We start from the raw sequence: 18,762 nt of genomic DNA, 5'->3' as shown, positions 1-18,762 counted from the left end.
ATTTATTTTTAACTTGTATCCATGTTACAAAATCTACCCAATCCGCCACAAGCAAAGCAAGTTCCTAAAGCATTAACCATACACGGCGACGTCCGACAAGACCCCTATTTTTGGCTAAATAATCCCGAAGATCCGGAGGTCATCGATTACCTAAACCAAGAAAATAGCTATACGGAAAGCGTTCTCAAACCCACAGAAGCGCTTCAAAACGAATTGTTTGAAGAGATGAAAGGGCGCATGGTGGCAGATGAACAATCTGTCCCTTACTTCAATGGCAAGGATTGGTTCTACCACCGCTATGAAACGGGCGGTGAATACCCCATTTATTGTCGGAAGAAAGACTCTTTGGATGCTCCTGAAGAAATCCTCCTCCATGGAAACCAATTAGGAAAAGAGGAAGCCTATTTCGCCGTAGGTGGTTTGGCATTATCCGATAACGAACAAATTCTCGCATACGCAACCGATACGGTGAGTCGGCGGAATTACACCGTTCACTTTAAAAACCTTGTGACGGGCGAATTGCTTCCCGACAAAATTGAAAATACGGAAGGTGGTTCTTATGCGTGGTCGGCGGATTCAACGTATTTCTTCTATTTACTTCGTGATCCGCAAACTTTATTGGCCTCAAAAGTATTCCGACATAAACTTGGCACACCAAGCAGCGAAGATGTTTTGGTCTATGAGGAAAAGAACGAAGAATGCTACATGGGTTTGAGTAGAAGCAAGTCGAAGGAATATATTTTCTCGGTCTCCAGCCAACAAGGCGTTTATTCGGAATACCGGATTTTGAAAACAAATAACCCGACGGGCAATTTCGAAGTGTTTCAGCCGGGAGAACGTGGTTTGGAATATTTCATTGAACATCAAGCTGATCGCTTTTTGATACGAACAAATCATCAGGATTCGACCAATTTTCAGTTAATGGCTTGTGATGTAGATGGACCTACGGATATATCGGCATGGCAAAAAGTCGTTCCGCATCGCCCTGATGTTTTTCTAGAGGATTTTGATGCGACGACGGAATGGATTGCTTTGGAAGTTAAAACAAATGGACTTTCACAAATACAATGGATACAAGGTGAATCGAACGAATTCATCCGCATGGATGAGGAGGTGTTCCAAGTCAACATCGGCATCAATGTGGATTACCGCGCTAAAACACTTCGCTACAATTATACGTCATTGACCTGCCCAAATTCCGTTTTGGAATATGATGGTTCGACAAAAAAATCTGTCTTACTGAAGGAAGACCGTGTTCTGGGCGGTTTTGACAAAAATGAATATCAATCCGAGCGATTATGGGCTATCGCCCGCGATGGAGTGAAGGTACCTATTTCATTGGTGTACAAAAATGGCTACCAAAAAGGGCCCTTATTACTCTATGCCTACGGTTCTTATGGATACAGCATGGATCCTTATTTTTCATCGAGTCGTTTATCGCTATTGAATCGGGGTTTTGCCTTTGCGATTGCGCACATTCGCGGCGGGCAAGAAATGGGACGTCACTGGTATGAGGATGGAAAAATGATGCGAAAAATGAATACGTTCACGGATTTCATCGATTGTGGTAATTATTTGGTCAACACAGGAAAAGTAGAAGCGCATCGCTTATTTGCCCAAGGTGGTTCCGCGGGTGGCATGCTCATGGGTGGAATTATCAACATGGCTCCTAGCCTATTTGCTGGCGTCATTGCGGCTGTTCCTTTTGTAGATGTGGTCACAACGATGTTAGACGAAACGATTCCGTTGACAACGGGGGAATGGGAAGAATGGGGAAATCCGAAAAATGCAGACCATTACCACTACATGAAATCCTATTCGCCTTATGACAATGTGGAGGCGCAAGATTATCCACATTTATTTGTGACGACGGGCTTACATGATTCTCAAGTACAATATTGGGAACCAGCCAAATGGGTGGCCAAATTGCGAAAAACGAAGACCAATAATCATATCTTATTGCTGGATTGCGACATGTCGGCAGGACACGGTGGCGCCTCTGGACGTTACAAACGCTTCAAAGATATTGCGAAGGATTATGCTTTTTTGATTGGGATTAATGAGCTGATTTCTGCGCAATAAGCATGCGGTCATTGCCATGAAAGTCTTTGAGCAATTGAATATTTTCAAAACCCTGTGCTTCTGCCAGGTCAACATTTTGTGCACCAAAAGCCCGGTTGATTTCAAAACAAAGAAATCCTCCGGATATTAATCGCTGCTGAGCCATCTCGCCGATCACCCGATAGAAAATAAGTGGATCTTCATCCGACACAAATAAGGCCAAATGAGGTTCGTGATCAAGAACATGGGATTCCATCTCAGCCTTTTCTGCCTCCAACACATAAGGTGGATTGGAGACGATGATATCCCAAACATTTGAGTCCTTCGTCCAATCAAAAACATCTTGTTGCTTAAAGTTGACTTGTGCCCCTAATTGGTCTGCATTTTCTTTCGCTTTTAAAATGGCCTCTGGAGCGACATCCCAAGCGTTAACTTCTGCTTGAGGCGCTTCCAAAGCAAGCGAAACGGCAATACATCCGGAACCCGTTCCGATATCCAACACGCGTTTTCTTTCATTTCCGATTAGATTCAAAACCTGACTAACCAGCTCCTCCGTTTCCGGTCGGGGAATGAGCGTCGCCGCATTCAAAGAAAAGATTCGGTCGAAAAAATACGCCTTCCCTGTCACGTATTGTAGGGGTTCTCCGGCAGCGAGTCGGGATAAATCTTCCGCAAAACCAAGAGGCTCTTCGACGGCTTTATCCATCAAAATATCCAAGGTATTGATCAAACAACGCATGTTCAGATAGGCATGCGAAATGGCCCTAGCTTCGTTTGCAGGGTATTTCGAGGCAATAGCTTGCTGAATTTGTTGAGATAATGCGTTTACTGATACAAGGGACATACGTGTTTTTTCGTTATGCTTAGGGCCTTTAGCTTTGCCAAACCTTAAAGGATTGGCAAAGCTACGGAAAGCAAGGCTGTTTGGCAACGTAAAAAAATATCCTATATTTGATACGTAAAATCCTATTACCTATGAACATAAACAGACGGGACGCCATACAGCGACTCAGCATTTTAATGGGCGGCATGATTTCCGCACCTGCGATGGCTGGGCTTAACGGCCAAAAATCCCATGCTACTTTTGTGCAATTCTCAGCCGCACAAGAATCTCTAGTTGCTGAAATTGCCGATACCATTATCCCAACAACCGACACACCGGGCGCGAAAGCGGCGGGCGTAGAAAAATTCATCTTACGTGTCGTTCAAGATTGTTATCCAGAAGCCAGCCAAAAAGCATTTGCTGAAGGCCTAGCTAAATTGGACTCCGATTGCCAAGCACGTTTTGGCAAAGGTTTCATCGAGGCTTCTAGCACACAACGAAAAGAAGCTTTAACAACTTGTATGTTGGAATCCGATGCAACTCGAAAAAGCAAAAAAGGGCAACCCACTTTCTTCTTTATGATCAAAGAATTAACGACTACAGGCTATTTCACTTCGGAAATCGGAGCAACCAAAGCATTAGAATACTTGCCTATTCCGGGCAAATTTGACGGCTGTATGCCATTATCACCATCACAAAAAACTTGGGCACTATGAATCTGAACATTGACGCAATTAAATCCATGACTTATGACGCAATCGTTGTAGGATCTGGCGTTTCGGGTGGATATGCTGCCAAAGAACTAACTGAAAAAGGGCTTCGTGTCCTTGTCCTAGAAAAAGGAAAGAAATTCGACCACGTAACGGCTTATGAACCGAGTTATAAAGATCCTTGGGATTTTAAATACAATGGCTTATTGACCAACGAGCAAAAGGCCTCACACCCGAAACTTTCCCGCGATTATCCTTACAACGAGATGACCGAGAAATATTGGATGAACGATTCCGACGCACTTTACAAAGAAGTAAAACGCTTCGACTGGTTCCGTCCTGATATCGTAGGAGGAAAATCCATTATGTGGGGCCGACAAACCTATCGCCTATCGGACATCGACTTTGAAGCAAATCTAAAAGATGGTATCGCGGTGGATTGGCCAATCCGTTACAAGGACATTGCACCTTGGTATTCCTACGTGGAAAAACACGTAGGTATCTCAGGCGAGGCGTTGGGATTACCTCAATTACCAGATTCTGAGTTTTTGAAGCCGATGGACATGTACTGCGTGGAAAAAGAAGTGCGACAACGCATCGAAAAGAATTTCCCAGGCCGTAACATGACGATTGGTCGGGTGGCCAACTTATCCGAGGCCAAAGAAGCGCAATTGAAAATTGGTCGGTCAGCTTGTCAATACCGCAATAAATGCCGTTTAGGATGTCCTTATGGCGCATATTTCAGTACGCAATCATGTACCTTACCACCTGCTGCAAAAACGGGATTATTGACCTTGCGTCCGGATTCAGTGGTTTCGGAAATCTTGTTTGATAATGCCAAACAAAAAGCAACGGGTGTGCGTGTCATCGATACGGTGACCAAAGATGTGCGCGAATACTTTGCGAAAATTATCTTTGTTTGTGGTTCTACTGTAGCTACGACAGCCTTATTATTGAACTCGAAATCATCCCGTTTCCAAAATGGATTAGGAAATGATTCAGGTGAGTTAGGACATAACTTGATGGATCATCACTTCCGTGTGGGTGCCGCAGGTACTTGGGAAGGCGATGAAGATAAATATTACATCGGCCGCCGGGCGAATGGAATTTATATTCCACGTTACCGGAACATTGGCAATGATAAACGTGATTATTTACGTGGATTTGGCTACCAAGGAGGAGGTTCGCGTGGAAGCTGGAATCGCGGCGTGAACGACATGAGCTTCGGTGCGGATTACAAAGATGCGATGACAAAACCAGGCCCATGGACGATGAACTTGGGTGGCTTTGGTGAGACATTGCCATACCACGAAAATAAAATGTATTTGGATCCTACCACAAAAGACAAGTGGGGTATTCCAGTCGTTGTGTTTGACGCAGAATTCAAAGAAAATGAAATGAAAATGCGGAAAGATATGATGGAAGATGCCAAAGAGATGTTGGAAAGTGCCGGCCTGAAAAATGTTCGCGCATTCGACAATGGCTCTTACCCAGGTATGGCGATCCACGAAATGGGAACCGCACGTATGGGACGTGATCCAAAAACATCTGTATTAAATGGCAACAACCAGTTGCATGGCGTGAAGAACGTATTCGTGACAGATGGAGCATGTATGACCTCAACCTCTTGCGTGAATCCATCGTTGACCTATATGGCCTTGACGGCTCGTGCGGCCGACTTTGCCGTGAAAGAAAGTAAAAAGAAACACCTGTAATGAAAATGGGCTTCGGCCCATTTTTTTTGAGCTATGAAAAAAATACTTGGAATAATTAGCCTCATGAGTCTATCGGTCAGCGCCATGGCACAGTACCAGACCATCGGCAAAATCCATCGCTATGATGCGGGCTTGGATGCTTTGTTGGATACAACGGCCAAAATCGAAATTGTTGCCCAGGGATTTACTTGGTCGGAAGGCCCGGTCTGGGTGAAAAATGAAGGCTATTTGCTTTTCACCGATGTGCCTGAAAACACCACACATAAGTGGTCGGAGACCAAAGGCCTCGAAGTGTTCTTGAAGCCTTCAGGATACACGGGCACGGGCGTTTATTCCGAAGAACCTGGCGCGAATGGCTTGATCATTAATACAAAAGGGAACCTTGTTTCCTGTGAACATGGGGATCGTCGGATTGCCGAAATGCCATTGCATCATCCGGATCAGAAAAAAACCTTGGCACATACGTACGAAGGAAAGCAATTAAATAGTCCAAACGATTTGGTTCAGAAAAAATCAGGCGATTATTATTTCACGGACCCTCCCTATGGATTACCCGGTCGCGGAAAACCAGAACCTGCCAAAGAACTCGATTTTCAAGGAGTCTATCGTATTGACACAAAAGGTCAGACGAGTTTGCAAATCAAGGATTTAGGTCGGCCGAATGGCCTCGCCTTCAATCCAGATGAAAGTATCTTGTATGTGGGCACCTCAGAACCTCCTACCTACATCAAGGCCTATCCGGTAGACAAGCAAGGTAACTTGGGAGAAGGACGTGTCTTTTTCGATGCAGCCGAATTAGCTAAGCAAGGCATCCGCGGAGGGTATGATGGCATGAAAGTAGACGCAAAAGGAAATGTCTGGACAACAGGTCCTGGAGGTGTTTTGGTGATTAATTCCGCAGGTAAATTACTCGGCAGAATCGCCACAGGAAATCGAAATTCGAACGTGGCCTTTGGAGGAAGCGATGGAAAATACCTGTTCATTACCTCCGACATGAACTTATTACGCATTAAACTAAAATAGGGGGCTCGTGCCCCCTATTTCGTTTACAATTCCTTGATCTTAATATTTCGGTACCAAACGGGATTTCCGTGATCTTGCAATGCGATGCGCCCTTGCATATTCACGCCAAAACCTGGCATCGTTTTGAATTTGGAACCCGCAATCATGGTTTTCCAATTCGCATCATCCGTACGCGTCTCCACGACTTTAGATCCGTTTAAATATAATTGCAACAATCCACGGTTATTAACAATCCGTGCCGTATTCCATTCGCCTACGGGCTTAGTCACATTCACAGACGATTTGATCAAATCATACAAGTCGCCTGAATTATGTTTGATAATCTTACCATCAGGATGGCCCGCATCGTCAAGCACTTGCATTTCAGGTCCTGTATTATAGGTACTGTGGTATTTCGCAGGATCTTCCGTGACATTGAAAATAATACCGCTATTCCCGTTGGGAGAGATTTTCCAATCAACTGAAAAATCATAATTGACATATTCCGCGTCGGTAATTAAATCGCCGCCGTCTTTCGCAGCTAAATCAAATCCAATAACCCCGTCCGTAATTGTCCAGGATGCCCCTACTTTTCCGGGTTTTCCGTAGGTATGCCAACCGGCAAACGATTTTCCATCAAACAACAATTTAAACCCGTCTTTCTTTTCTTGCTTGGAAAGTGAGTTTAGTCCTTGTCCAAATGCCATCAAACCTGATGCCATGCAAGCGCAAATCAATATCAATTTTTTCATGTGGATAAATAAGTTTAAGAATTACAATACTAAAAAAAGAATTCAATACTTGTATCCCGCCTGCATGAAATTCCGACTGAAGCTGCAAATTAATTCGTAAATTGCACGCTTATTCAACATCCGCATGAAAACCAAAGTAAGTCCAAAGCCATCCATTAACATCGTTACACTCGGTTGCTCCAAAAACCTGGTGGACTCCGAAGTCCTTTTTACCCAATTAAAAGGTAACGGTTTGGAGGTAACGCACGAGGCAAAAAAAGACACCGCAAACATTGTTGTGGTGAACACATGCGGGTTTATTGACAATGCCAAACAAGAATCCATCGATACCATTTTGCGTTACGCAGATGCCAAAGAGGCAGGTAAGATTGATAAATTATATGTAACAGGTTGCCTTTCGCATCGCTACAAAGATGATTTAGAGAAAGAAATTCCGATGGTGGATTCGTTCTTTGGAACGAATGAATTACCTCGCTTGCTGAAAGCACTGAAGGCCGACTACAAGCATGAACTTGTTGGCGAGCGATTATTGACAACGCCAGCACATTACGCTTATTTAAAGATTGCGGAAGGTTGCGACCGACCATGTAGTTTCTGTGCGATTCCTTTGATGCGTGGCGGACACGTTTCACGTCCGATGGATGAATTAGTCAAAGAGGCTAGCTCATTAGCGAAGAAAGGAACTAAAGAATTGATTTTAATCGCCCAAGATTTAACCTTTTATGGTTTGGATTTGAAGGGAGAAGGAAAATCAGGCCGACAACTCAAAGAACTTTTAGAGCGCCTATCTGATGTGCAAGGCATCGAATGGATCCGTTTACAATATGCTTATCCGGCAGGTTTCCCGATGGAAATTTTGCAAACCATGGCTGAGCGCGATAATATTTGCAAGTATTTGGACATGCCGCTTCAAAGTGGCTCCGATGCGATGTTGAAGCACATGCGCCGCGGAATCACCCGTGAAAAAACAGAACAATTAATTACTGATATTCGCGAAAAAGTACCTGGAATCGCCTTGAGAACGACGTTAATTTCCGGTTACCCGGGCGAAACAGATGCTGATTTTGAAGAAACCTATTCGTTCGTTGAACGTATGCGATTTGACCGTTTGGGAATCTTTAATTATTCACACGAGGAAAATACGCATGCCTATTTAGTGCAAGACGATGTTCCGGAAGAGGTGAAACAAGAGCGTTCGGATGAGATTATGGCACTCCAACAAGGTATTTCGGAAGAGTTGAATCAAGCGAAAATCGGCCAGACATTCAAGGTCATGATTGATCGTAAGGAAAGCGGATTCTTTGTGGGGCGTACGGAACATGATTCCCCAGAGGTTGATAATGAAGTCTTAATTCCGGCTGAGCAATTTGCCCGTCAGGGAGATTTTGTTCAGGTGAAAATTAATAAAGCTGAGGAATTCGATTTATACGGCGATATCGTTTGATGAATTAATCCACTTAACATGCTAGAAATCAGAGGTTAATTCTCTGATTTTTGTATTTTTTAATATGGAGCTCACCAAGCCCAAAATGATGTTTTATAGTCAAAAAATAAGGTTTTAGCTGACAATACGCCTACAAATAGCAATTACCTCACAATAATAAGTATCAATTTCTCGAATTTATTTAGTATACTTGATGTTAGGTAAACCCTGATGTTGTTACTATGAGAAATAAATACATATCAAAGCAATCGAACGAGCTTTTATACTATTTCAATAGTACGAATAGAAGTTGCTTTGACTATTCTTTGGCATATAAAGCGTTACCGGATTCTAAAGCAAGTGCTATAAGAGAACTACTAAGCGACATGACAAAAAGAGGTTTGTTGATGCGCTTAAAGGATGGTGTTTATTACATCATACCTTACGAACAAAATGCACAAACTTTTATGCCCGACTGGCATTTGATTGCCGAGTATGTGGTCAATGGTGCAAAACAATACATTGGATATTATTCTGCATTGCAGATTCATAATCTTATCACGCAACCATCATTAAAAGAGCAAATAGTTGTATCGAAGCAATTACGACCATCAGAAATAAAAATCAAGGATGTTCCCTTTCAGTTTATCTATCATAATGAGAAACATTTTTTTGGTGCAAAAAAAATCTGGATAGATAATTTCAATAAAGTACTTTGTTCTGACCTAGAAAAAACAATTATTGATTGTTTATTCAAGCCGGATTATGCAGGTGGAATCGTTGAAGTGGCAAAAGCAATTTACATTTCAAAAGATAAAATCAATTACAATACACTTCTCGAATACGCTAAAAAATTTGATTCACAAGCTGTAATAAAACGATTGGGATTTCTGCTCGAATCACTGGAAATTTCCAATAAAATTATTCAAGAATTACAACTAATGAAAACAGCTTCCTATGTGGTGCTTGATACTGAACTACCTAAAAATGGTAAACGAATAAGCCGTTGGAGTATTCAACAAAATTTAGAAACAGATACCATTAAATCTGCCATTTACACATGATAAAACCGGGAGAAATACAGCAAAAAGCAAATGCATTTGGTGTGCGTGACCAGCAGATTGAAAAGGATTATATCCTCTCATGGATTCTATATGGCGTAACAAACCATGAAATCCTCTCAAAGGAAATAGTATTCAAAGGTGGAACTGTTTTGAAGAAAGTTTATTTTGAAGATTACCGTTTTTCGGAAGACTTGGATTTTACTTTATTGAATGCTGAAATATCTAACGAGGAAATATTTTTATGGCTCAGACAAGTATTTGATTTTATAAAAGAAGAAGCCAATATTCCGCTTAATATAATCGACAACAACGAGCATGAGGATGGCGGAATAAATTTTTACATCAGTTATGTCGGGCCACTTGGAGGGCAAGGGAACAATAAACGAGTAAAGGTTGATATTTCACGGAATGAGCAATTAGTATTTGAACCGGTCATGAAAGATGTACTTGTGGATTATTCCGATTTGGAAGAGCACCAACTTTTATGCTATTCATTGGAAGAGGTACTAGTTGAAAAAATGCGTTCAGTAATGCAAAGAATGCAAGCACGTGATTTTTATGACATTTGGTATTTATTAGAAATGCATGGAATGGATGTGAACTTTTGTTTAAATGAATTTGAAGTCAAATGCAAAAGCAAAGAAATAATGCATACCGATTTTCCGAAAAAACTAATCGAAAGATTACCGCAATACAAAGGCAGGTGGAAAAGCTCAATGAGTGAACAAATAAAAGAACTGCCAAACTTCGATCAAGTAGAAAGAGAAGTGCAACGACACATTAAAAAAATGAAGCTTTAGAAATTTCAAATTTGAATATGCCCTTTAACGAAAACTCAAGAGTAAAAATACCGACCATTCTGCATCTGTGCAGCTTGGGCTATGAATACTTACCATTGTCAAAGGGCAAATGGGATATCTATACGAACATCTTTACAGATATTTTTGAGGAAAATATGAAAAGAATCAATCCAAACATGGATTCAGCAGATTTCAAAATCCTACTTGAGAATATCAATTTAACGCTTAATAATGAAGATCTTGGAAAGGGTTTTTATGAACTATTAACCAATACCTCTAACCACATAATCATTGATTTTGAAAACTTTAGCAATAATTCTTTACACGTTGTAACCGAGTTGCCGTGCATTAACGGTGACGAGGAATTCAGACCTGATATTACACTACTCATTAATGGTCTTCCTTTGGTTTTTATTGAAGTGAAAAAACCAAATAACCTCGATGGAATTCAAGCGGAATACAAACGCATTCAATCTCGGTTTAAGAACAAGAAGTTTCGTAGGTTCATAAACATTACTCAGCTCATGGTGTTTTCCAATAACATGGAATATGCCAATGATGGTTCACAGCCATTGCAAGGAGCCTTCTATGCAACTACAGCTTATGGTGATGTAAAATTTAACTACTTCCGTGAAGAAGATGAATTTACTTTATCGAACATCCTACACCCTATTTCAGATGATTTAGAAACGAATATCCTTAAAGACAATAATTTAGTAAGTATTAAAAATTCTCAGGAGTTTTTAACAAACAAAGGGTCCAACACTCCTACAAACAGAATCTGCACTTCACTATTCCAACCCCAGCGTCTTTCGTTCATCTTGCAATATGCCATTGCCTATGTGAAATCTGAAAAAGGTTTGGAAAAAAACGTGATGCGTTATCCTCAAATTTTTGCTACAAATGCAATTGAGCGAAAATTAAATGAAGGGGTAAAAAAAGGAATCATATGGCATACCCAGGGAAGTGGTAAAACTGCACTTACTTATTACAATGTAAAATACCTTACTCATTATTTCAGGGATAGAAACATTGTACCTAAGTTTTATTTTATTGTCGATAGAATTGATCTACTAATTCAAGCTGGAAGAGAATTTAAAAGCCGTGGACTGGTTGTTCATTCGATCAACTCACGAGATGAATTTGTAAAAGAGTTAAAAAAAACCACAGCAATTCATAATAGTTCAGGTAAGCCTGAAATTACAGTTGTAAATATTCAGAAATTTAAGGAGGATAGAGATGTAGTCAGCCTTAATGATTACCAGATCAATATCCAAAGGGTTTACTTTTTAGATGAAGTACATAGAAGTTACAATCCTAAAGGAAGTTTCCTTGCTAATTTGAATGAATCAGATCCCAATGCTATTAAGATTGGATTAACTGGAACACCATTACTTGGAACGGATTACAATTCGAAAATTTTATTCGGGGATTATATCCATAAATACTATTACAACGCTTCAATTACCGATGGTTACACGCTTCGTTTGATTCGAGAAGAAATTGAAACGAGTTACAAGTTTAAACTCAAACAGGCACTCGATGAGATTGACATCATTAAAGGACAAAGCGACAGAAAGCTTGTATATGCACATCCTAAATTTGTTGAACCGCTTTTAGATTATGTTATTAATGATTTTGAAAGGTCAAGAATTACAATGAACGACAACACCATTGGAGCCATGGTTATTTGCGACTCTTCAGAACAAGCTGAAAAGCTGAAAGAGATTTTTGATGCAAAATATGCGGCATCTAATATGCAAAGTCTTTCAATGGCGGCTGAACCTGGAAACACTTACGGGTCCATGCAAAAAGAATTGAGTAAAGTTCACTCAGCCGCTCTCATTTTACACGATGCAGGAACAAAAGATGAAAGGGAAACGCTAATCGAAGATTTTAAATCGGGAAACATAGACCTTCTATTTGTTTACAATATGCTGCTTACTGGTTTTGATGCACCTCGTCTTAAGAAATTATATGTAACCAGAATCATCAAGGCACACAATCTATTGCAGGCACTTACTCGAGTAAATAGAACGTACAAGAATTTCAAATACGGCTATGTAGTTGATTTTGCCGACATCCAACGAGAATTCGACAAAACCAATCGCGATTATTTCAATGAGCTGCAAAGTGAGTTGGGCGATGAAATGCAGCATTATTCAAACTTGTTTAAAACCAAGGAAGATATTGATCAGGACATCCGAACCATTAAGGATGTATTGTTCCATTACGACACCACCAATGCTGAGATTTTCTCTCAACAGATTTCCCAAATCAGTGATAAACGAATAATGCTTGAATTGACCAAAGCATTGAACAATGCAAGAGATTTGTACAACCTCATTCGATTATCCGGACACTATGAAATGCTCAACCAATTGGATTTTCAAAAAATTACTCTGCTTGCACGCGAAGCCAACAACCACTTAGCTTTAATCAATACCAAGGAGGCATTAGAAAACAATGTAGATACTTCTAACCTATTAAATGTTGCTTTAGAAGAGGTTGTTTTTGCTTTCACCAAGCTGAAAGAGGAGGAAATGATTATAGCCGATCAGCTGAAAAATACCTTGCAAAAAACCAGAGAAATGTTGGGTGGAAACTTTGATCAACACGACCCGATTTTCATTTCATTGAAAGAGGAGTTGGAGCGCTTGTTTAAGAAGAAGAATTTAAGCGAGGTAACCAAAGAAGAAATGGAAGCGAATATCAAAGAACTGGAAAAGATTTTCGCTGATGCCAAGGAATTGGAGCGCAAAAACCAATTGCTGAAAGCAAAATACGACAACGATGCTAAATACGCTCGCTTGCACAAGCGCCTCATGGAAAAGGATCCATTAACGGATAGTGAAAGCAAATTATTTGAAGCGTTACAAAGTTTGAAACATGAGGTTGATGCTCAAATACTACAAAATGCCAATGTGTTGGAAAATGAGAGTTTCGTTGAAAAAATGATTCTTCGTTTAGTAATCAGGCAATTAAAAAACAAGTTTGAATTGCCCTTGGATGCAGCACGCTCGCAAGCAATTAACCATTTAATCGTAAAAGAATACATGAGCGAATATTACGGACATGTAGCATAAAATACATTATGAACAGAACCTTAGAATTTGAGAGAAATACCAAAGCCCTCATTGACGACCTGAAAAGCGTTTGTGCAAATTATGGATTGGGAAATGATGGAAATGAGTTTAAGATTATTACACAAGTTTTCCTTTATAAATTCCTCAACGATAAGTTTGCCTTTGAGGTGAAACAACTTGATAACAAATTAGCAAAAGTGGAAAGTTGGGAGACTGAAATTAAAAAGTATAAGCAAACCGATTACGACCTGCTCTTGATGCAATTAAGCGAGAGTACTGCCCGCCTGAAGCCAGACCAGTTTATCTCTTACCTATTCGAGAATCAGAACCAGTCTAAGTTTGCTGAATTGTTTGATAGTACCTTGATGGATATTGCAAAAGAAAACATCGATATTTTTTCTGTAAAAACCGATGGTGGCGAGAAAATCTTGCTGTTTGAAAACCTGAGTCGATATGTGATTGATAAGCGTGATGAATTTTGTAAAGCACTTGTAAATAAGCTGGTTAACTTTTCGTTTGAGCACATTTTCCACGAAAAGTTTGATTTTTATGCGACCATTTTCGAATACCTGATTAAAGATTACAACACCAATAGCGGTGGTAAGTATGCAGAATATTTCACCCCTCATGCTGTTGCAAAAATTATGGCTTCTTGTTTGGTTACAGAACGGGTGAAAAATGCCACTTGTTATGATCCTTCCGCTGGTTCAGGCACATTATTGATGAACCTGGCCCATGCCATAGGTGAAGACAAATGCACCATTTACTCCCAGGATATCTCTCAGAAATCATCAAACCTATTGCGTTTGAATTTGATTCTAAACAACCTTGTCCATTCTATTCCAAACATAGTAAAAGGTAATACACTGCTCGATCCTTATCACAGGGAGAAAGATGGAAAGCTAAAGAAATTCGATTTCATTGTTTCTAACCCACCTTTTAAACTAGACTTCAGTGATTTTGTCGAGGACTTGAAAACTAAAGAGAATCATGAGCGCTTTTTTGCAGGAATGCCCAATGTTCCCAAAGTCAAACCAGAAGGAATGGCGATCTATCCAGCATTTATTCAACATATCATGTTCTCCTTATCAGATAAAGGCAGAGCAGCTATTGTTGTGCCAACTGGATTTATTACTAAACAAAGTGGTATTGAGAAGAAAATTAGGGAGCAATTGGTTGAAAAGAAAATGCTTCGTGGTGTAGTAAGTATGCCCAGCAACATCTTCGCCACAACTGGAACCAATGTCAGCATCTTGTTTTTAGACAAATCAAATACAAAAGGAGATATTGTGTTGATGGATACCTCTAAATTGGGTGAAACCGTGAAAGATGGCAAAAACCAAAAGACCGTTTTGCGCAATGACGAAGAAGAAAAGATCATCAACACATTCAACGAACACAAAGCGATAGAAGGCTTTTCTGTGGTGGTAAGCTACGAACAAATTGCTGAGAAAAATTACAGTTTTAGTGCAGGACAGTACTTCGACGTAAAAATTGATTATACAAACATATCAATAGAAGAATTTTCTGCAAAGATGGAGGAGTTTCAGTCAAGATTGGATAGCATGTTTGCTGAATCCAGAGACTTGGAAATGGGAATTCAGAAAAAATTGAAAGGATTGAAGTATGAATAAGTCAACTTTAAAAGATGTTTCTGAATTGATTACAAAAGGAACAACACCTTCTTCTTTAGGTTGCGAATTTGTAAGTGAAGGAATAAACTTCATAAAATCAGAAAGCATATCTAATTCAAAATATTTAAATAGTTCAATTTATGAGCACATTGATACCGAAACTGATAAAAAACTAAAACGGTCAAGGATAAAGGAGGGTGATTTATTATTTTCAATTGCTGGTGCATATTTAGGTAAAATTGCAATTGTCCAACGAAAAGATATTCCTGCAAATACAAATCAAGCAGTTGGCATAGTTCGATTGAATAAGGATAAGGTTGACGTAGATTATGTTTACTATTACTTCTCACAAAGAAATATAAATGCATATATCAACAAATTGTCTTCACAGTCTTCTCAACCAAATCTAAATTTAGATTTACTTGGCAAACTCGAATTAGATTTAAAGGATATTGATGAGCAAAGAAAAATTGCCTCAGTTCTTTCAGCTTTAGATTCAAAAATCGAACTCAACAACCTCATCAATAACGAGTTAGAGGCCATATCAAAAACCATTTACGATTACTGGTTTGTGCAATTTGATTTTCCTGATAAGAACGGAAGGCCTTATAAAGCATGTCTCGGCAAAATGAGTTTCAATAATGAATTGAATAGAGAAGTCCCAGAGAATTGGGAAATAACAAAAATGAAATCTAAGATTAAAATAGGTTCAGGTTTCCCTTTCGATTCAAGTACCTATTTAAAAAAGGGTAAGTACAAAATAATTACAATTAAGAATGTTCAAGAGTTAAGAATTGAAACAACAAAGGTGGATTATATAGATAAAACACCTGAAAATATTTCTGACTTCTGTAAATTGAAAATTGGGGATATTTTAATGTCATTGACTGGAAATGTAGGCCGTATTTGTCTTGTTCCAGAAAATAATTTGTTGTTGAATCAACGTGTTGGAAAAATACTTTGCAATGATATGTATAGAAACTTTGCGTATTTATTTTTTCAAAGGGAGGAAGAGCGTCTAAGGCTGGAAAAAATTGCAACAGGTAGTTCTCAGAAAAATCTTAGTCCAGCTGATGCGGTAGATAATTACACATTCTTTCCACCCGAAAAGATTTTAAGTGAATTTAATAGCATTATTCAGCCGAAAATAGAAAAAATGATACTTAACATTCAAGAGAATCAAAAGCTTATTGAGCTTAGAGATTGGCTTATACCTATGCTGATGAATGGCCAGGTGAAAATTCAATAATCCGAAAAATGTATGAATACCAAAGAATTTAGAAAGAGAATCTCTGAAAGCAAATTACCCGATTGGTTTAATACTGTTTCAGTTACAATCAATTATCCTATGATTGATTTTGAAATTGAGTTGGTAGGACTTAGTTCCATACATGATTTTTTTAGTAAACAGGTTGAAGGGTGGCAGGCAACAAGTTCACTTCCGGGCGAATTCCAACAAAGTTTAATTCACTTCAGACAACTTATTCAACTAATTGAACAGTTTTTAGAAAAATGTATCAATCTAGAAGATGAAAATTCAATTTCAACTCAATGGAATAATACTCGTACTCAAATTTGCAGTCAAAATAATTACTTCACTATTGATGCGCAAAAATCAAAATTTCTGATTGGATTACATTCGAATAATCCCGAATATTATTTTGGAGCATATTCTTATATAATAGGAGAATTCAAATCATCAAACAAGAATGATTTTATTGGATCATTACTTGCATATGAATTCGATTCAAAAGGAACTTCTGAATTAGGAAAAAGAGTTGACTCTGAAAGAAAATCAATAAAGCAGCTCAGAAATGATTTTCAAAAACAAATTAATCAAACTGAAACTCAATTAACAGAACACTTAACTAAGAGCTCCAAAGATTATAAGGATTATGTCACTTCTATTGACAAATTCAAAGAAGAAAAAGAGGAGATATTTAATAGTTGGTATGAAAACTCTCAAAATGACTTCAATCTTTTCGATACTGAATCTAAAACAAAAATAGCTGAACTTGAAAAAACGTATGAAGAGAAACTTAGACTAGAGAAACCAGCAGAATATTGGAGTAAACGGGCAAATTTATTAAAAAAAGAAGGCTGGAAAGCAATTCACTGGTTAATCGGCTTAGTTGTTTTTGCTTGTTTTACATTATATCTTTTATTATGGCTAACCCCAGAAGGAATGTTACTTAGTTTTATAAAAGGGGAAGCCCAAGCAATAAAGTGGTCAATTATCTACGTTACATTTATTTCATTTTTAGCATTTGGTATTCGAGCATTAAATAAAGTTGCTTTTAGTTCATTTCACTTAGCTCGTGATTCCGAAGAAAGAGAACAACTCACCTATGTTTATCTTTCTCTTAAAAAAGATAGTGCAATTGAGGAAAAAGATAGAATTCTTATTCTTCAATCTCTATTTAGCCGAGCAGAAACTGGATTATTGAAGGATGAATCAGGGCCAACAATGCCAAGTGATTGGGCCAATAAAATACCATTTAACAAATAATAAGTTAAATATATCTGCAAACCAACAACACAAAGAAAGCGGGAAACTAAAACTATTATTTACACAATTTATGATGTTTAGATTTCAATAACGCGGGATGGAATCATCCACTTCGTGCGACCAAGCATCAATACCACCTGCTAGGTTGATTAGGTTTTCAAAACCCAGACTATGCAGGTGCTTAATGACAAACATCGAGCGCATTCCGTGGTGACAAACGACCAATCCGGGCACATCCTTCGGGATTAAATCCACTTGTAAGTTGTTCATCGACATGCAGATAGATCCTGCAATTTGCGCCTCATCCCATTCGAAAGGTTCCCGCACATCGAGCACAAACTGAATATCGCCCTTGTTGATATAATCTGCGGCATCAACCGGCTCCATCTCCAAAGGAACCCATGCTTTCACAGGAAATATTCGTTCCTCCGCATCTGGCAAACGTTCCATCCGAAATTGATGCATGCGCATAGAGCGCACATCCCAGCGCAACAAATGATTTTGGGCCGGAGAAGACATTCCTGTTAAATAAAATATCGCCTCTTTGGCCTGCATCAATCCCATCATGCCTGGCAAGAAACCTAGCACACCCGCTTCATCACAAGTGGGGATTTCCCCCGCCGAGGGTTCATCCGGAAATAAACAACGGTAAGTAGGTCCCGTTCCTTGGGCATTGCAAACGGCCAATTGGCCTTCCCACGTATGAATTGCCGCATAAACAAATGCCTTACCAAATTTGACACAGGCATCATTAATCAAGTAGCGTGTGTCAAAGTTATCGGTACAATCAACCACTAAATCCGCCGATTGAACCAGGTGGTGATTAGCCATCGAGAATTTCGCTGGAATGGCATCCACCTGCACATGTGGATTCAATGCCTCCACATAATCTTTGGCCATCAGGACTTTCGACTGCCCTACTTGATCATTTTGATAAATGGTTTGTCGGCCTAAATTACTCAAATCCACCACATCGTGATCGACGAGTGTCAAATGTCCTACCCCAGCAGCCGCGAGGTAAGGAATGACGCTAACGCCCAAACCACCGGCACCTACAATAAGTACATGAGCCCGTGAAAGGCATTCTTGCATTTCGAGCGTCCATTCAGGAATGGCCAATTGCTTTTGATATCGGGTAAATTCAGTTGAGCTTAACATGGGCAAATAAAAAAAGCCTCCTTGG

General features: G+C 39.4%; 14 protein-coding genes. 11 read left to right on the top strand and 3 right to left on the bottom strand.

Features of this window, described 5'->3' with window-relative positions; all coding sequences use genetic code 11:
• The first annotated feature begins 21 nt into the window (after positions 1-21).
• Entirely contained in the window at positions 22-2,082 is a 2,061-nt protein-coding gene (locus V7S75_RS09575; RefSeq protein WP_459513439.1) for a S9 family peptidase, read from the top strand.
• Here the strand turns inward: V7S75_RS09575 and prmC are convergent.
• Positions 2,057-2,905: a peptide chain release factor N(5)-glutamine methyltransferase gene (prmC, locus tag V7S75_RS09570; RefSeq protein ID WP_459513437.1), complete on the bottom strand. Its 849-nt coding sequence runs from the start codon at positions 2,903-2,905 to the stop codon at positions 2,057-2,059. The genes V7S75_RS09575 and prmC overlap by 26 nt on opposite strands.
• 131 nt (positions 2,906-3,036) lie before the next feature.
• Between prmC and V7S75_RS09565 the strand changes: the two genes are divergently transcribed.
• Genes V7S75_RS09565 through V7S75_RS09555 form a run of 3 tightly spaced genes read left to right on the top strand, consistent with a single transcriptional unit; the run spans position 3,037 to position 6,332 of the window.
• Complete coding sequence (locus V7S75_RS09565; protein WP_377976864.1) at positions 3,037-3,600, top strand: gluconate 2-dehydrogenase subunit 3 family protein; 564 nt, start codon at positions 3,037-3,039, stop codon at positions 3,598-3,600.
• Entirely contained in the window at positions 3,597-5,309 is a 1,713-nt protein-coding gene (locus V7S75_RS09560) for a GMC oxidoreductase (protein WP_459513435.1), read from the top strand. Before V7S75_RS09565 ends, V7S75_RS09560 begins: the two co-directional genes overlap by 4 nt.
• A 33-nt stretch (positions 5,310-5,342) precedes the next feature.
• Positions 5,343-6,332, top strand: a complete 990-nt coding sequence (locus V7S75_RS09555) for an SMP-30/gluconolactonase/LRE family protein (RefSeq protein ID WP_459513433.1) — start codon at positions 5,343-5,345, stop codon at positions 6,330-6,332.
• Positions 6,333-6,355: 23 nt separating this feature from the next.
• Here the strand turns inward: V7S75_RS09555 and V7S75_RS09550 are convergent, their stop codons facing one another.
• Positions 6,356-7,063, bottom strand: a complete 708-nt coding sequence (locus tag V7S75_RS09550; protein ID WP_459513431.1) for a 3-keto-disaccharide hydrolase — start codon at positions 7,061-7,063, stop codon at positions 6,356-6,358.
• A gap of 124 nt (positions 7,064-7,187) precedes the next feature.
• On the opposite strand from V7S75_RS09550, the gene rimO reads away from it, so the two are divergent.
• From rimO to V7S75_RS09515, 7 genes are all read left to right on the top strand, one after another.
• Positions 7,188-8,507, top strand: a complete 1,320-nt coding sequence (gene rimO, locus V7S75_RS09545) for a 30S ribosomal protein S12 methylthiotransferase RimO (RefSeq protein WP_459513429.1) — start codon at positions 7,188-7,190, stop codon at positions 8,505-8,507.
• A 305-nt stretch (positions 8,508-8,812) separates the two neighbouring features.
• Positions 8,813-9,550 carry a type IV toxin-antitoxin system AbiEi family antitoxin domain-containing protein gene (locus V7S75_RS09540; RefSeq protein WP_459513427.1) on the top strand — a complete coding sequence of 246 codons (738 nt, stop codon included), beginning with the start codon at positions 8,813-8,815 and terminating at the stop codon, positions 9,548-9,550.
• Positions 9,547-10,350 (top strand): nucleotidyl transferase AbiEii/AbiGii toxin family protein, encoded by an 804-nt coding sequence (locus V7S75_RS09535; RefSeq protein ID WP_459513426.1) that lies wholly within the window; start codon positions 9,547-9,549, stop codon positions 10,348-10,350. The genes V7S75_RS09540 and V7S75_RS09535 overlap by 4 nt, the downstream gene beginning before the upstream one ends.
• 17 nt (positions 10,351-10,367) lie before the next feature.
• Positions 10,368-13,436 carry a type I restriction endonuclease subunit R gene (locus tag V7S75_RS09530; protein ID WP_459513424.1) on the top strand — a complete coding sequence of 1,023 codons (3,069 nt, stop codon included), beginning with the start codon at positions 10,368-10,370 and terminating at the stop codon, positions 13,434-13,436.
• Positions 13,437-13,444: 8 nt separating this feature from the next.
• Positions 13,445-15,070: an HsdM family class I SAM-dependent methyltransferase gene (locus V7S75_RS09525; RefSeq protein WP_459513422.1), complete on the top strand. Its 1,626-nt coding sequence runs from the start codon at positions 13,445-13,447 to the stop codon at positions 15,068-15,070.
• Positions 15,063-16,319 carry a restriction endonuclease subunit S gene (locus tag V7S75_RS09520; RefSeq protein ID WP_459513420.1) on the top strand — a complete coding sequence of 419 codons (1,257 nt, stop codon included), beginning with the start codon at positions 15,063-15,065 and terminating at the stop codon, positions 16,317-16,319. Before V7S75_RS09525 ends, V7S75_RS09520 begins: the two co-directional genes overlap by 8 nt.
• 12 nt (positions 16,320-16,331) lie before the next feature.
• Positions 16,332-17,579 (top strand): DUF6161 domain-containing protein, encoded by a 1,248-nt coding sequence (locus tag V7S75_RS09515; RefSeq protein WP_459513418.1) that lies wholly within the window; start codon positions 16,332-16,334, stop codon positions 17,577-17,579.
• Between the two features lie 84 nt (positions 17,580-17,663).
• Here V7S75_RS09515 and V7S75_RS09510 read toward each other — a convergent pair whose 3' ends face one another.
• Entirely contained in the window at positions 17,664-18,737 is a 1,074-nt protein-coding gene (locus V7S75_RS09510) for a ThiF family adenylyltransferase (protein WP_459513417.1), read from the bottom strand.
• Positions 18,738-18,762 lie beyond the last annotated feature (25 nt).

The organism is Aquirufa sp. TARAVU-A1A (assembly GCF_054558675.1).
Note: the sequence above shows the minus strand (reverse complement) of the source record. Positions and strands in the feature narration are given on the sequence as shown.

Coding starts and splice junctions, on each gene's coding strand:
- V7S75_RS09575 (WP_459513439.1), top strand. CDS start 22: ATGTTACAAAATCTACCCAATCCGCCACAAGCAAAGCAAGTTCCTAAA.
- prmC (WP_459513437.1), bottom strand. CDS start 2,905: ATGTCCCTTGTATCAGTAAACGCATTATCTCAACAAATTCAGCAAGCT.
- V7S75_RS09565 (WP_377976864.1), top strand. CDS start 3,037: ATGAACATAAACAGACGGGACGCCATACAGCGACTCAGCATTTTAATG.
- V7S75_RS09560 (WP_459513435.1), top strand. CDS start 3,597: ATGAATCTGAACATTGACGCAATTAAATCCATGACTTATGACGCAATC.
- V7S75_RS09555 (WP_459513433.1), top strand. CDS start 5,343: ATGAAAAAAATACTTGGAATAATTAGCCTCATGAGTCTATCGGTCAGC.
- V7S75_RS09550 (WP_459513431.1), bottom strand. CDS start 7,063: ATGAAAAAATTGATATTGATTTGCGCTTGCATGGCATCAGGTTTGATG.
- rimO (WP_459513429.1), top strand. CDS start 7,188: ATGAAAACCAAAGTAAGTCCAAAGCCATCCATTAACATCGTTACACTC.
- V7S75_RS09535 (WP_459513426.1), top strand. CDS start 9,547: ATGATAAAACCGGGAGAAATACAGCAAAAAGCAAATGCATTTGGTGTG.
- V7S75_RS09530 (WP_459513424.1), top strand. CDS start 10,368: ATGCCCTTTAACGAAAACTCAAGAGTAAAAATACCGACCATTCTGCAT.
- V7S75_RS09525 (WP_459513422.1), top strand. CDS start 13,445: ATGAACAGAACCTTAGAATTTGAGAGAAATACCAAAGCCCTCATTGAC.
- V7S75_RS09520 (WP_459513420.1), top strand. CDS start 15,063: ATGAATAAGTCAACTTTAAAAGATGTTTCTGAATTGATTACAAAAGGA.
- V7S75_RS09515 (WP_459513418.1), top strand. CDS start 16,332: ATGAATACCAAAGAATTTAGAAAGAGAATCTCTGAAAGCAAATTACCC.
- V7S75_RS09510 (WP_459513417.1), bottom strand. CDS start 18,737: ATGTTAAGCTCAACTGAATTTACCCGATATCAAAAGCAATTGGCCATT.